Origin of the sequence: Legionella norrlandica, from assembly GCF_000770585.1 — a bacterium.
Taxonomy (GTDB): domain Bacteria; phylum Pseudomonadota; class Gammaproteobacteria; order Legionellales; family Legionellaceae; genus Legionella; species Legionella norrlandica.
On record NZ_JNCF01000032.1, the window covers coordinates 1 to 14,709 of the forward strand.

The window sequence follows — 14,709 nt, forward strand, 5'->3', positions numbered from 1 at the left end:
GGTGAAGGAGGTTTCATCCCATGCCCTGCCTTATTTCTGAAAAAACTTCGAGAGTTTTGTACTGCAAACAATATTGTTTTCATTACCGATGAAATTCAATCTGGTTTTGGCCGAACGGGGAATATGTTCGCGATGAAGATATTGGGTGTGGATTCTGATCTTGTTATATCAGCAAAAGGTCTTGGTGGTGGAACAGTGATATCTGGTGTAACCGGTAAAACTGAAATCATGGATGCCGTCATGGACGGTGGGCTGGGTGGAACCTTTGGAGGAAATCCTCTAAGCTGTGCGGCGGCTCTTGAAGTATTTAAAATTTTTGAAGAAGAAAGTCTTTTAAAAAATGTTGCCAATCTTGAAAAAATACTTCAATCTAGACTTTCTGAATTTAAAGAAAAATACGAAGTAGTGGGCGATGTTCGCGGCTTGGGAGTTATGAGGGCGATTGAACTGGTGAAGGATCGAGACACAAAGGAACCAAACAAAGAGGCTGCAGGAAAATTGGCTCAATTTTGTTTAAAACATGGACTAGTGATTCTCATTTGTGGAACGTATGGCAATGTCATTCGCCTTCTCATGCCGCTGTGCACGGGTATAAGAGATGTGGAAATTGGTCTTTCAATCATTGAAGAGGGACTCAAGACACTATGACGTGTGCATGAATAATGCGGGTGTAGTTCAATGGTAGAACCTCAGCTTCCCAAGCTGATAGCGTGGGTTCGATTCCCATCACCCGCTCCATTATTGAAAAATCCTCTAATTGAATTATACGGATGAAGAGCAAGACCTGACATAATTCAAGAGGTTATGTCAGGCCTATTGGGGCTCTCCTGTTTCGTAGTCTCATCTTTCGATTCAGCTAATGCAATCGAGCGTTCGCTATATACCGATGGATTAGCAGCGAGTGGGGAGAATAATCTATTAGGTTTACCACTTAAGGACAAGAATTTTGATTTTGTCTCTTTACCTTTCAGTTGCTTTACTTTTGTTTCAAGATTAGAAGCTTGTGACGAATGAATCAATATATCATTTTCAGAAGCTCTGGAGGCACTATGTTTGCTTCGATAGGATTTATTTCTACTAGGTGTATGTTCAACAATTGGTTCTTGAACGTGAGTGACAAGATCATTTAGGTCGATTCTTGGTATAAAAAAGGAAAGGGATCGTCTTTTAAATGATTTGATCTTGGAGTTATTTTGGTATTTTAGCTCAATGTTTGGTTCATTTTGTCCCAATGCGTTCTTCATCTCCTCGATTTTGTTTTCTAAAGAGAGAATGGCTTTCGCAGACAGTTTAGAGTTCTGGTAGTTGTTATGAATAATAATAAAGGTATTCACAGTGGTTGTAATTTTATCAGAAAGTGCTGTTAAGAATATTTTTTTCGCTTGCCTTTGTTCTAATGCTTCTTGATCTTTTGCTGGTTCCTCTAATTCTTTTAACTGCATCATAAAAAAAGCAATTAATATTTCCCCTAGCTGAGTTGGAGGATAGGTTTTTTCCTTAAATTTAATTCGAGGAATGGCATAATGGTCAAGATACTTAAAATTCAACTCGTCGAGAAGTAGCCAACTGCCAATTAATTTCTCACCTAATGCTTTAGGAGATTGTTCGTTGCGAGGTATTTCATTATATTCTAAATCTTTCCAATCCAGTTTTTCGAGAGGATGCTTCAAGGCTTTTTCTGGCTCATCAAAGTCGAAAATATCTTTGGTTTCTTTAGGGAATTTTCTGAGAGAAGTCTCATAGAGTCTATTCTCATTGACAGATAAATAGGTATCTAAAAACTCAAATAAGTCGGTCTTTGGAACCCTAAAAAGATGGAAGTTAACTAGTTGTTTAGTCGCTAATATTTTTAATAAGATGCTGCCACAGGTTTCTGCTCTTCCCAGTGGGTATGGATTACCATCTTTTGCAAAAGTAAGATCAGATTGGAAAAGACCGACATAAGGTAAAGTCATACATGAATTTTGTACTGCCCGTTGCCAATATTTATTCTGACTAAAACCTACAATTTTTGTAAGTTCTGCCATGATGGCTTGTTCAGTTTCGGTTAGTGCCGCCATACAAGGCTTTAATCGAGAGATGGAAGAATTTTCCAACACGCTTGTTATGATTAAGAGGTGATGCATATCGACGAATTGTCCACTGGCTAATGGGCAAAGTGCTTGAGCGATTTGAATAAGCAACTGTATCGCATTGACAGTTTTATCAAGGGAGGGCTGATTGAGTACTTTTGCGGTAAAGTAATTGCTCAGTTGATTAAAGTGCATAGCCAGGCGAAGGACATTAATAGCCAAGTTGGGATCCTCCTTAGTCCAATTGGCATCTGCAAATTCGCTTAATGCGACTGTTTGGTAAAACTTCATACTAAGAATTCTAAGTTCTTGGGCAATAAGTTCAATCTCTTTTTTTCTCTTATTGCTTTTTAGCGTGAGCGCACGATCAACAAGCTCGTTAAACGATTGGTATGCGACGGGATTAATGAAGGTTTGGGCAATTTTCTGAAATGAGCAATAATTGGTGAATAAAGGTTGTTGGTAAAATGCATCGTTTTGTTGGACTAGTGTATTTAATAAGTTGTCTAATTTCTCTCCAACCTGACCTAACCCATATTTTTCTTCTCGATTACAAAGAGAAAACTTATTTAATTGCTCAATAAAATTAGAATCTTGAGGCAGTTTTGTAGGAGTGCTAATTAAAAGTTGGCAAACAATATAGTTCGCTACTAATTTTTGATGTTGATCAAAAAAAGGAAATAATAATCGCAGTGCAATTATTATCTCGACATGAGAATTTATGCTTTGTAGGTAAACACTGGCATGAGCTATTCTCTCAAGATTGATTTTTCTTTCAGTCTCTGTAGGATCAAGGCCTGCTGTTAAGATCCAGAGAAATCCTAATAACCCAGATTGCTCTGCAAGAATATCATCAAAAGGCGGTTTTTTAGGAGGTGTTTTGTCTATATAAAGGCCTTCCTGTAGGACCAAACACAAAAAGTCCTCCATTGAGCTTTCTTGCCCAGCCTGGACAGTTGTGTATTTATTTTGCAATTCTATAGTTAAGTTATTCAGTATGTCATCAATTATACAATGATTAACAGGCCCTAATTCTTTTAAAATGGAATTTATCATTTCTTGATTTTGGGCTAAATCCACTAGCTTACAAGCCGAGATGAACTGTTTTAGCATGTCATGATACTGGACTGAGTTTTCTTTATAAGCGAACACCATTCGTTTGAAAAGAGCAGTAACGTTTTCAATATCCCAGCTCACTAATTCCTCTTTTTCCTTTAGATCGGTCAGCTTAAAAATTGAGACCCAAGATATTAATTTAGGTTTAGACTTATCCATGAGTTCATTTGAGGAGGGATTATTAATTTTGGATTTTGACAACATAGGGAAGGTGTTTTTTAATCGAGCTAAGGTGTTGGCATCCTCAGAGATCTTTAAACCAGAGGATATTTGCGGAAGATCGAAATAGACGAGTGCTTTAGTTAGAGCAGCATTGTTTTGTGCTAAATCGAAGGCCGTTTTATTTTCTTTATTGGGTAAGATCCTGTCGACTCTCCCACTGTTTACTAGAGCTAAAATTGCCCAAATTTGATTCTCCTGTACCGCATTATGCAAGGCGGTATTACCCTCTTTGTCTTGACTATTTAATTCTAACTGAGGCAAAGACGTAATCAGGAGATCCAGGATTTCTTTATATTTCTTGTGCCTAACAGCATAGTGAAGCGGTGTTTTTTGGTACTTATCGGCTTTCGACGCCAATAATTTAAAATAATCAATTTGTAGCAGTTCTTGAATTACTAACGGTTTATTTTTTAAGACCAGCAGATGAAAAATACTTCGTTGAGCTTTAAAAGAAAGGTCATTTAAGGAAGGATTCTCCTGAAGCCAATTTTTTAGCATCGTTGCTATAGTTTGTTGATCCCGTTCGGAATCAATGAGTTCCAATATCATTTCTTTGTTCATCCCGCCTCCTTTTAAAGCTAAGTTGGGTATTGCTGAAAAATTAAAATTACTAAAAATAAGAGGCAGGCAAAAATTCATCCGAATGCTTTGTACTTTAGCAAATTTAATTTTCAATAAGTCAATTTTGATAGCAAATGGGTGGCTATTCTTGAATAAAATCAATCCTTTTTCAAGTATCATTTGTGACTTTGTTTTGAGAAGATAAGCTTTTCAGGAAGGCATTAGGGTGTGATTTGAACAGCCACTAATTCTGTCTCGCTCTGGGGTTTGTTAGGAATCCAGCCATATCGAGAGGTTCCTGGATACTGTTGCTTCCACCCAATATGATGCAATCTCTTCTTCTGCTGATTACTAAATTTCATCTCTTACACCCGAATTAACGAAGAGAATTCACGTAAGGTAATAAAAAACATAGTATAATCAATGGACTCGCTTTCTATTAACATTTCCAGCAATTTTTCCCAGCGTTGTTGAATGTGAGTGTTTTGTTCTAGCCAATAGGTTATCAGCTTTTCAGCAGTACGTTCTTTTTTATTAGACATTAAAATAGCAATAGCCAAGCGCCTTTGAAGATTATCCAATTCATTGCGTAAAGATAATCGAGCCATTGTATTCCAATGCCCTTCTCGCGAATCATTGCCAATTTGATCACGAAACCAAACAAGGTTAAATTGACTGCCGACTTTAAAGTAAACTTCTGCCGTGATGGCGAGATCAAATTTATTTTGGGTGGCGACTTCAATGATATTTAATGCAGTATAGAGAGCACGCGTCATGGCAATTTTTTGAGCATGATCTTTTTCAAGGCCAATACTAACGAATTGATCAACAAGTTTCTCAAGATATTCTTTGGTTATGCCAACCATCAAGTTGGGAACCAGTTTTTCGAGTTTTCTGATTGACCTGCCATAATGTGTAATGTGCTGTGTTATGTCTCCGGAAAGACGCTTGTGGTGTAAAAACCAGCGCGTGGCTAAATTGAGCAAGTGCCTCACATGATGCAATAATTCGTATTGAGTTTGCATTGATATTCGGTCTTGCAGTGAGTCAATCAGCTTTTGTAAGGCGTCCGTTTGGTAAGCATTTGCTGCAATTGTGTAAGCACGGGCGATGTCAGCAATAGTAAGACCAGTTTCTGTCAGCATGCGATACATAAAAGTAATTCCCATAGTGTTGACAATCTGGTTACTCAGTTGGGTTGCTATAATTTCCCGATATAAGGGATGTTCTTGCATGGCTTTTGCATAGGTTTTTCTAAGCGAAGGAGGAAAACCAGTTTCCAAAATAATGGCAAAGTAAGGATCATCCGGCAGATCGGATTTTAATAATTCATTGGCGATATGAATTTTTGTATAGGCCATCACGATGGCAAGTTCTGGCCGTGTAAGTCCTTTTCCTAACGCTTTTCGCTCCAGAAGTTTTTTATCATCGGGGAGGAATTCGATACTCCTGTCCAAATTGACCCATCTTTCCAATTCTTTAATATAGGCTTGATATAAACCGCCATACATGGCGGTATGCATTGCTGAAATACTTAGAACCAAGGCCTGGTTGTAATTATCTTGTAAAACAAGGTTTGCAACTTCCTCTGTCATTTTGCTTAGTAGTTGATTGCGTTTTTTCTCGGTGAGAGAACGCTTCCTCACTTCTTTGTCTAAAAGAATTTTGATATTGACCTCGTGGTCGGAACAGTTTACTCCTCCTGAGTTATCAATGGAGTCTGTGTTAATAAGGCCGTCTTGTAATGCGAATTCGACTCTTCCAAGTTGAGTGAATCCCAGATTTCCACCTTCTCCTACAATCTTACAGCGCAGCTCTGCGCCATTAACGCGACAAAATTCATTAGCTTTATCTCCAACATCGGCATGGGATTCTGTGGTTGCCTTGACATAGGTCCCAATACCCCCATTAAATAGTAAATCTACTGGTGCTTTTAGTAATGCACGGATAAGTTCATTGGGTGGAAGAGAATCGGCCTCTATGGCCAGTTCTTTTTTTATTTGGGGGCTAATAAGTATGGTTTTGCTGGAACGTTTATAAACACCGCCTCCTGTGGAAATCAGTTGAGGATTATAATCTTCCCATGATGAAGTGGGTAAATTAAATAAACGAAGCCGCTCTTCATAAGAAACTAGAGGATCTGGGTTCGGATCAAGGAATATATGACGATGATCAAAGGCCGCAAGCAGCTTTATGTGTCTAGAATACAAAAGACCATTACCAAAGACGTCTCCACTCATATCACCAATACCTACTACTGTAAAGTCCTGCTGTTCAATATTGATGTCAAGTTCTCGCAAATGCCGTTTGATCGATTCCCAGGCGCCACGGGCGGTAATTCCCATTTTTTTATGGTCGTATCCTGTGGAGCCACCGGAAGCAAAGGCATCACCTAACCAAAATCCATAATCCTTGGCAATATTGTTGGCAATGTCAGAAAAGGTTGCTGTTCCTTTGTCAGCAGCAACAACAAGATAAGGATCTGGTTCGTCATAGCAGATGGTATTGGTAGGGGAGACAATCTCATTGTTTTGAAGGTTGTCTGTTATATCCAGTAAGCCACTAATAAATAGTTTGTAACAGTGAATCACTTCTTCCAGAGTTTGTTCTCGGGTGGTTAAATGGAGTGATCTTTTCAGAACAAAGCCTCCTTTGGCGCCAGAAGGCACAATAACGGAATTCTTTACTTTTTGGGCTTTCATAAGCCCAAGGATTTCCGTGCGGAAGTCTTCTGGCCGATCAGACCAGCGAATCCCGCCGCGGGCTACTTTAGCACTGCGTAAATGTATTCCTTCAAAACGAGTGGAGTATATAAAAATTTCATACAGTGGTTGGCCTGGGGGTAAATCAGGTATTTCCGAAGATTTTAATTTGAATGAGAGGTAATCTTTCGGCTGTCCTTGACTATTCGTTTGAAAGTAATTTGTCCGAAGAGTCGCTTTCATTAAAGCCCAAAAATAACGCATGATTCGATCTTCATCGAGACTGCTGATGGCATCAATGTTTGTTTGTATTTCTAGTTCAAGTGCTGCCATTTCTTTTTTAAATACAGGTTTTTGATTCAGGCTAAATTTTAAATAAAAAAGGTGAATCAATTTTTGTGCAATGGCTGCGTGTGTTTCTACGGTTTTTTCAATATAAATTGGACTATAACGGACGCCGATTTGATGCATATATTTCGCATAGGCTCGCAAAATAGTAATTTCCCGCCAGGACAGACCGGCCTGTAATACTAATTTATTAAAGCCGTCATTTTCACAATGGCCAAAACTGATTTTAATAAAGGACTCAGCAAAAATGTCTTTAATTTGTGCAATATTGAGCGAGTCAATTTGAGAATAGGCGACATTAAAATCACTAATCCAAAAAACATGCCCTTCATGAGTAGTGAGTTTATAGGGGTGTTCGGTGTAAGTGCGCAACCCCATATTTTCAAGCATAGGCAAAATGTCAGAAAGAGGAATTGGTGTCTCATAACGATACAGCTTAATATGTAAAGGATATTGCTGCTGTTGGGTTTCATAAAAATCAATGGCGAGAGGAGTATCTTTGGAAAGCTTTTCTATTTGTAAAATGTCTTTGACTGCTTCTTCCGGGGAGTGTTGTTCACAGTAACTCATTGACAATGCTGTTGTATATTTTTCAAGCAGAAGTTTCCCTTGTTGGGCACCGCACCTTTTCATTAATTGCGTTTGCAACTTATTTTTCCAGGAAGGGGTCATCATTTTTAAAATTCCATGAGAGATAAGTTTCCATTACTCAAAAGTATAGGCTATTTCAAAGAAGAAGATAGAAATATGGGAGATGCTTATTGTTTATATTAGAGCTTTTGCATAACCTCAGAAATTAATTAAACTTGTTGATTTTTGGCAAGGATGTCGATGAGGTTTGAGCAAATCAAAGAAGAGTCCTCGGATAATTTTCGTAGACTTACAGGAATTAAACGCACTACTTTTGATGTGATGATAAGCATATTGAGAGACGCAGAGGCTGTTCTCAAGGCTCAAGGCGGTAAACCAAATAAATTGGCGATTGAAGATAGACTGCTTATGACCTTATTTTAGGTTGTTTAAAGAATCGGGTGTTCATATTCATCCAGAGATTAAAAGCCTTACGGACACAGGTTATCAAGGCATACATAAGCTACATCAGAACTCAGCACTGTCAAAGAAAAAGACAAAAAAGAATCCATTGACCAAAGAGGATAAAAAGAAAAATCGTGAGTTATCCAGTGAACGTGTGCTAAATGAAAATGTGATCGGCATGGTTAAACATTTTAAAATTATTGCCTATCATTATCGAAACAGAAGGAAACGATTTGGTTTAAGATTCAATTTGATTGCTGGAATTTATAATTTTGAACTTTAGAGAGGTTAAGCCAATGAGTCAATATAAAGGTGAATGTTTATGCGGTTCCTGCCGCTATATCATTACTGGGGAAAAACCAGAAGCGATGTATTTATGTCATTGCAGCCGATGCAGAAAAGAAACTGGTACAATTCATGGTGCCAGTGCATTTTTTAATAATGCTCAATTATTATGGGAAAAAGGCCAAGGAAATATTACTTATTTCAAATTGGAAGGAACAAGGAAGCAACGTGCATTCTGTAATACCTGTGGTAGCCCACTTCCTAGGTTGGAGGAAGATTCTCATGTGGTTTTACCAGTAGGGACAGTAGATGATGATGCATTTCTAGAGCCAACAGCTCATATTTATTACGCCAGTCGTTCATCTTGGGAAGATAAAGTCACCAATTTGAAACGATTTGACGAGCTACCGGAGGTGAACTGAAAATTAGATAAAAACTGCCTTTATCTATTTTTTGAGGTTATGTAAGAGCTCTATTGTTTTCTAGGGGTAATACCGTGGCTTGCCCTAATCTTTTGATCTCGTGGCAAGCCATAGGAACTCAGAGTTTCACAATTGACCCCATGCGTAGTTGGCTAGCAAGGGTAGGTTGTTCTAGTGAGGTTGTTTACTTCTATCTTCCTCTTCATTAGGTGAAAAATCATCTTTAATCGAATTAAGTTCTTTTTTGAATCCGATTGATTTTTCTATATTTTTTATTGACTGTTCCATTTGTTTCTCGCGATAGATATGAATCAAATTTCTTCCGGTTTTGATTGCTTCAGATATACTTGATGTAATTATTTCAATAAATTGTATGAATTTCCTTAAAAAGCTAGTGCCTTCATCTGCTGAACTTAATTTTTTAATGAATATCCTGTCGTGAGGTAATGATTTAACTTTTAGGGCTCGTTCTTTTATAGGAATGTCGCCATTGGTTAGTTCTCTATTAATGCCACCGATATAATCTCTAACATCCTGATTTTTGGCAGGGAGCTTCAAGGCAAAGATACGAAGTCTTTCGTAGGCCTCATAAACTATTAAATAGTCTGCTAAATTATTTTTTTCAAATTCTTTAATTGATTGAAGTAACTCATTAGAACAATCATCTACGGACAGTAAGCGCGTTTTATTTTCCTCATAAAATTGTCTAACAGCTTGCCCATATTGTTGGCCAATAGGTCCTTTAAGAGTAGTATCAGTAAGATGATGACGTAAAGACACTTCAAACTGGATATCCAATAATGCGCTTTTAGTTTTATTGGGGTCTTTATCTGCCATCAAGGCTATCTGTTGCTTCAGAAAATTGATCTTATCTTCCTTAATAGCAACTTGAAATGCTATTTCAGGGTTCAATGGATCTTCAGTTAATTTTTTCTTTAGGGCTTGAATTTCGCTTTCAGCCTGTTCGATGAGAATATTGCTATAGGTTGCTTCATCTAGAATAGCCAGCTTTTTACTAAAGGGCATATCCAATTCTAAGGCAGCTGATAAAAATAATTGGTTGACTGCAGCCATGGCTGGATTGATTAAGGTACCTGGTTTTAAACAAAGATAATCTTCTTCTTCAGAGAGTTTGGTAATTAATTCTCTATATGTATTTTCTTTTATTTTTGAAAAATCATAAGTTACTAAAGTATTGACCATGCCGGCTAACTCAGCCGTTTGAGAGCCAGCACGTTGAATTTGCTCTAATAAATCAAGGAGAATCTTAATCGTTGTAATATTAAAGCCATAATCTTTTTCCATTCTTTTCTTCAAACGCTTAATTTCAATATGCATGAAATCGTCATTTGCTAATTGCTCGCGAGTTAATGAGCGAACAACGCCAGGTTGCACTCCAAATACATCATTATATTTAGAGCTTAAATAAGCCCTTGCTTTTTCTAATTGAGGAGATACCAAATGCGAGTATTTTATGCCAAGTTTCGCAGCCTTTTTACCTGCAGATTCTGAAGAATCACTCTGAATTTCACGAACTCCTGCTTCGAAAAATGCTTTTTCAATACGAGGATCTCTTGGTTTTTTTCTTTTTAATAATTCCTTGTGGGTTCTACTTAGAACAAACTGAAGATCTGCCCAATCTTTCTTATTGTAATCCAGCGATCGAACTTTTTGACTGAAATTTATCACTGTATTTGCTAGTGGGCCATAGTGGTGTTTTAATTCCGGTGTGAGTTGTTCTACCGCAACTTTTAATTGACGAGCATTATAGGTAATTTCCAGAAGAGCTTTGGCTTGGGACACAAGACTGTCACTTTTATTCATTTGTTCAAATTGTTTCAATGCCGTTTCTAAATGATATAAACCATTTTCAAATTCCTTAATTTGCCTAACCATGATCGGATCAGTATTGTTTATCACATGCAATGGTTCGTTTACAGGTTTATTTAAGTAACTTTGAATCCGGCTTGAGAAGTTATTTTTAGTAATACTAGAGAATTCCTCTCTCATCAGGATTACTACAGAGGATAATTGTAACTCTTGAATATAGGCTAAATTACCACGAACTGTGTTAAGAGAAGATATGGGTGTTGGCTTTAACTCTCCAGGACCAACAGCAGGTTTTCCACGCTCAATATCTAAAAACTGTTTACGCAATTGGGGAACATTTATGTCTTCTGATGAGTCAGATGGAAGTCCAAAAGATTTTGATTGGACATACTTGATGGCGTTATCAATGACTCGCATTTTTAATTCATAGGATTTTTTTCGCTCATTTAAATAATTATCTATTGAAGTTTCTAACTGCAATAATGGGTGGATGTTGAGTTTAATTTTTTTTGCATCTTCAGGCGGTAAGGTTTCAAGTTGGTTTAAAGCCACAATAAATTCATTGGTTAATTCCAAATTACTATTTGCAAAAGCCAATTGAATCTTGGCAAACGCCAAACGTAATTTAGCCAGTTCACTGGGAGCAATATCTGAAAATGAACGATCAACCTGTTGTTTGAGTATCTCAAAAAAAGCTTTAGCCGCGTTTTGTTGCTCCTCAATTTGGAATATCTCCAGCCACTGCTCTGATTTCCTTGCGATTAATTGTTCTTTTCTAACTTTTCCCATGTCAAAAGAAAGGGGAATTGTTTTTAAGCTCGTCTTGGGTTTTGTTTCAATAGTTTCATTCAATTTGTCATTAATACGGTCTATTTCCAGAGCAATAGGCGCTGATAAGAGGCCGGGGGTCAAATAGTAACGAGTTTCTACTTCATCAAGTATCATCATCAAATGAGAATAGCTGTCTTTTAACCATTCTTGATAGAGTTTTATGGTAGCTTCTTGTAGATTAGTGCCTTCTCGTTGGATTTTCTTATTTAAGTCAAGAAGGCCATCAATTGCATGAAACCCTTTAAGTGAGCCGAATAGATCTGCATGCTCTTCAAAAAAAAGCTCAAATACTGCACCTATGGCCGCAATTTTTTGGGCATCGACTTTCAATTCGTCAGAAGGTTTTTCAGCGGCTTGATTGAATGTACTTGCAATATTATTCAGTAATGTGGGCAATTCTGAAAATAATTTAACTAAGGAAGAAGTGGGTGTTGTATGGTTCTTCTCCGTTTGGGGCTGAACGGTATTAATTCCTTGCCCTAGAATACTTCCCAGTTTTTTAGTCACCTCAAATTCCCTAAATTGGTTAGTCCAACCATACTGTTTCACCAGATTGGCGGCTTCATTAATTATCGGTGCTATTAAATCTTCATAATTATCACGAAATAAAGTTTGGATTTCTGAAGAGTTTTCTGTAAATAATGTAAATGATTTATATACTTGTGATAAAGCGGCGACCCCTTGATGTACGGCAGCAATTTTTCCAAAAGTGGTGCTCGTATCTATGCCATGCCATATTTTGAGAGCGCATTCGGCATAATGCATACTATTAATCATTTTTTTTATTGTAGCTATTTGCGGCGGATCTTGTTCAAAATCTACAAATGGTACTCCTTTTTCTTGAGGGTTTAGAGTTGTGGTTAATGGAGCAGATAACGTTGTTTTAAACTTATCTAATAATACTGCTCGTGTCTTGCCGATTTTATCGGCATAATCAAGCAGCGCGGATGATTTTTCTTTGGCGACTGGTTTTTCGGTTTTTTGTGAAATTTGCTCTGTTTTTTTAACGACAACTGCTTCTGTTTTCTCAGAGGGCTTTTCTATAATTTTTTGAGGTTTTACAGAAGATTTATTTACTTTTTTAGTACTTTGATTAGGTACTTCTATCTCAGGTGAAGGGGGAATTTTTTCATGGTGATTTTCTTCTCTGGAAACTGGTTCTCCTTTTTTTAATTGCTCCAGGGAAGATAAATCGCTGTCTTTATAATTCATATCTGAAAAGGATAAACCATAGGCATTAATCTGCTGTAGTAATGGAGATAGAATTTTTTGTGTATCTGGAGACAGGGCCGTGATGCTTGACCTCAATTTAGATGCCGCAGAAGCAATGGCAATATAATATTGCAGCCGAATCATAATTCCATAACTTAAATCTAGTCCTTCGAAATCGCTAAGAGACTTTTCCAATTGATATAAATTATTTTCAACTGTTTTGATCTGCACTACTAGTTCTGGATCATCCTTGTTTATTTTATAAGGTAAGGTGGAAAAATGGGCTTGATATTTTTCTGCTAAATGGCGGCGAATTAGGGTATCAATACTGATTCTCGTGTTATTAACAGTGGTTGATAATTTCATTTCCTGGATAGCGGTAAGAGTTCCGCGAAGATTAACTAATTCTCCAGGTTTTACAGCAACCAATTGAGATGGGGGAACTTCAGGCTGAGGAGGTTGCTTTCTTAAAGCTGATTTTATGGCATTGATCCGTGCGTCGACTTTCTCTTCGAGAGGAATTTTTGTTACATCATCTGACTTGTCTGCTAGCTTTTCACGAGCTTTCTCAGCTATCGTGAGCTTAAATTGTTCAGAAGCAATTTGGCTTGACATAAAACGAGCAACAGCTTCTTGGGTTCCCAACAGTTTATCTACTTCATAATTCACTACATAACTAGCAAGATAACCTAAACCATCTGCAGCTAATTGCCACCATGATCTTGGTTGGGGTGTTGTTTTTTCTGGACCAGTCGTGTTTAAGATGGTGGTTAACTGATTCTCAAGATCTAAATTAGCATGGGCTAGAGCCATTTGTATTTTGGGATACAACGGTCTTAATAGTACTCGATCTGGCTCGGTAATTTGTGCAAGTGACATTCCTTTATAGGCTTGTAAAATCCGATAGAAGTCGGCAGCGGCAATTTGTTGTCCTTCAGTAGCAACGATGGATCCTACGCTTTTGACCTGTGTTGCATCAATTCGTTGTTCCCTTAGTGCTTTTAGTGATTCTATAGTTACAACGCGATCCTCAATACCAAAGCTGGATTCAGATAAAATTTCATTGACTTGCTTACCTAATTGTTCTACTTGAGAACACAAGTTTGTAGTTAAGCTGCCCGACTTTAAGTAGTTTTGTTGTTCTAATTGATCCGCTAATATAATTAATGTGGGTAAATAGTGATTAGCCCAGGAAACGTATTGTTGAATAGATTTTTTAGTAAAATCAAAACCATCTTCTTGGATGCTTTTAAACCATCTTAATAAATCATTTATTGCTTTTGAGTTTTCGAAATCACTAATACTTAATTTATTGATAAAAGGGTTATTTTCTAAATCATTTAATAAGGAACGAACTAACTCTACGGATTTTTGTTTCTGCTCTTCTGTTGCTTCTTGGTCTTGAAGTAGAGAGATAGTTTCCACTAATTTGGATATTTTTGAAAAAGCAGAAACAAGAGGATGGCTATCATTCCATTTATCTACGTCTGGGCCAATAAATCCATGCCCTGTATAATGACTGTAGAAGCCTTATCAGTAACATCCATTTTCATGAATTCTGATATCCAACCTGAGTCTTTAATTATGGTATAGGCGCGGGTAAATATGGGTTCAAGCAAATTATAATTTTCGGCTATTACTCCTCTTATTTCGGGTGTGGCATCATCAAGCATACCTAAGGATTTGTAAATTTGAATAAGAGCCTGAATTAATTGTGGCGCTGCTTTAGCTTTTCCCCATAAGGTACTGGTGTCAATATTTTCCCAACTTTCAAAACCTTTTTCAGCATGGTAAAGACAATTAATTACTTTTTTTAGAGTTGCAACTTGTGGTGGCTCATTTTCAAAATTAATAAAAGGAACGCCATTCTCTTGTGGAACTAATTTATCCACCAGAAGATCATCTAATTGAGCTTTAAGGGCCTTAAGAAGTGACCCCCTTGCTTCGTTTATTTGCTGTGATAATAAGACTTCCGATGAGTCATTGTGTTTCGGCATATTTCTTTACTCCCATAGTTAATGGTAGCATTTTGATTCAAATTTAACTAATTTGTTTATAAATGATACTTTTATT

At 37.2% G+C, this 14,709-nt stretch carries 6 protein-coding genes, 1 tRNA gene and 2 pseudogenes; 5 read left to right on the forward strand and 4 right to left on the reverse strand.

All coding sequences use genetic code 11. The features are described 5' to 3' along the window. The coding region (locus OK13_RS08860; protein ID WP_035890262.1) for an aminotransferase class III-fold pyridoxal phosphate-dependent enzyme at positions 1–648 on the forward strand (648 nt) is incomplete at its 5' end. A gap of 16 nt (positions 649–664) precedes the next feature. Next, positions 665–738, forward strand: a tRNA-Gly gene (locus tag OK13_RS08865). A 56-nt stretch (positions 739–794) separates the two neighbouring features. Here the strand turns inward: OK13_RS08865 and OK13_RS08870 are convergent. The 3 genes from OK13_RS08870 to OK13_RS08875 all read right to left on the reverse strand — a co-directional run bounded on the left by OK13_RS08870 (position 795) and on the right by OK13_RS08875 (position 7,696). Beyond that, on the reverse strand, positions 795–3,971 hold the full coding sequence (locus tag OK13_RS08870; protein WP_160264742.1) for a RasGEF domain-containing protein: 3,177 nt from the start codon (positions 3,969–3,971) through the stop codon (positions 795–797). 221 nt (positions 3,972–4,192) lie between these two features. Then, the gene (locus tag OK13_RS14565; protein WP_160264743.1) at positions 4,193–4,333 is read right to left on the reverse strand and encodes a hypothetical protein; all 141 of its coding nucleotides are present in this window, start codon (positions 4,331–4,333) and stop codon (positions 4,193–4,195) included. 3 nt (positions 4,334–4,336) lie between these two features. After that, positions 4,337–7,696, reverse strand: coding sequence for an NAD-glutamate dehydrogenase (locus OK13_RS08875; RefSeq protein ID WP_152571643.1), 3,360 nt, complete (start codon positions 7,694–7,696; stop codon positions 4,337–4,339). A gap of 156 nt (positions 7,697–7,852) precedes the next feature. Here OK13_RS08875 and OK13_RS16185 point away from each other — a divergent pair, with 156 nt between their 5' ends. From OK13_RS16185 to OK13_RS08890, 3 genes and pseudogenes are all read left to right on the forward strand, one after another. Then, positions 7,853–8,035, forward strand: coding sequence for a hypothetical protein (locus OK13_RS16185; protein ID WP_052117626.1), 183 nt, complete (start codon positions 7,853–7,855; stop codon positions 8,033–8,035). Then, positions 8,031–8,339: pseudogene (locus tag OK13_RS16190) on the forward strand (transposase family protein); the annotation flags it as partial. The gene OK13_RS16185 and the pseudogene OK13_RS16190, both read left to right, overlap by 5 nt. Before the next feature lie 13 nt (positions 8,340–8,352). After that, positions 8,353–8,763: a GFA family protein gene (locus OK13_RS08890; protein ID WP_035890268.1), complete on the forward strand. Its 411-nt coding sequence runs from the start codon at positions 8,353–8,355 to the stop codon at positions 8,761–8,763. A gap of 171 nt (positions 8,764–8,934) precedes the next feature. Here the strand turns inward: OK13_RS08890 and OK13_RS08895 are convergent. Further along, a pseudogene (locus tag OK13_RS08895) lies at positions 8,935–14,633 on the reverse strand (SdhB). Positions 14,634–14,709 lie beyond the last annotated feature (76 nt).

Excerpts from the sequence above, each read along its gene's own strand:
- OK13_RS08870 (WP_160264742.1), bottom strand. The coding sequence starts at position 3,971 with ATGAACAAAGAAATGATATTGGAACTCATTGATTCCGAACGGGATCAA.
- OK13_RS14565 (WP_160264743.1), bottom strand. The coding sequence starts at position 4,333 with ATGAAATTTAGTAATCAGCAGAAGAAGAGATTGCATCATATTGGGTGG.
- OK13_RS08875 (WP_152571643.1), bottom strand. The coding sequence starts at position 7,696 with ATGATGACCCCTTCCTGGAAAAATAAGTTGCAAACGCAATTAATGAAA.
- OK13_RS16185 (WP_052117626.1), top strand. The coding sequence starts at position 7,853 with ATGAGGTTTGAGCAAATCAAAGAAGAGTCCTCGGATAATTTTCGTAGA.
- OK13_RS08890 (WP_035890268.1), top strand. The coding sequence starts at position 8,353 with ATGAGTCAATATAAAGGTGAATGTTTATGCGGTTCCTGCCGCTATATC.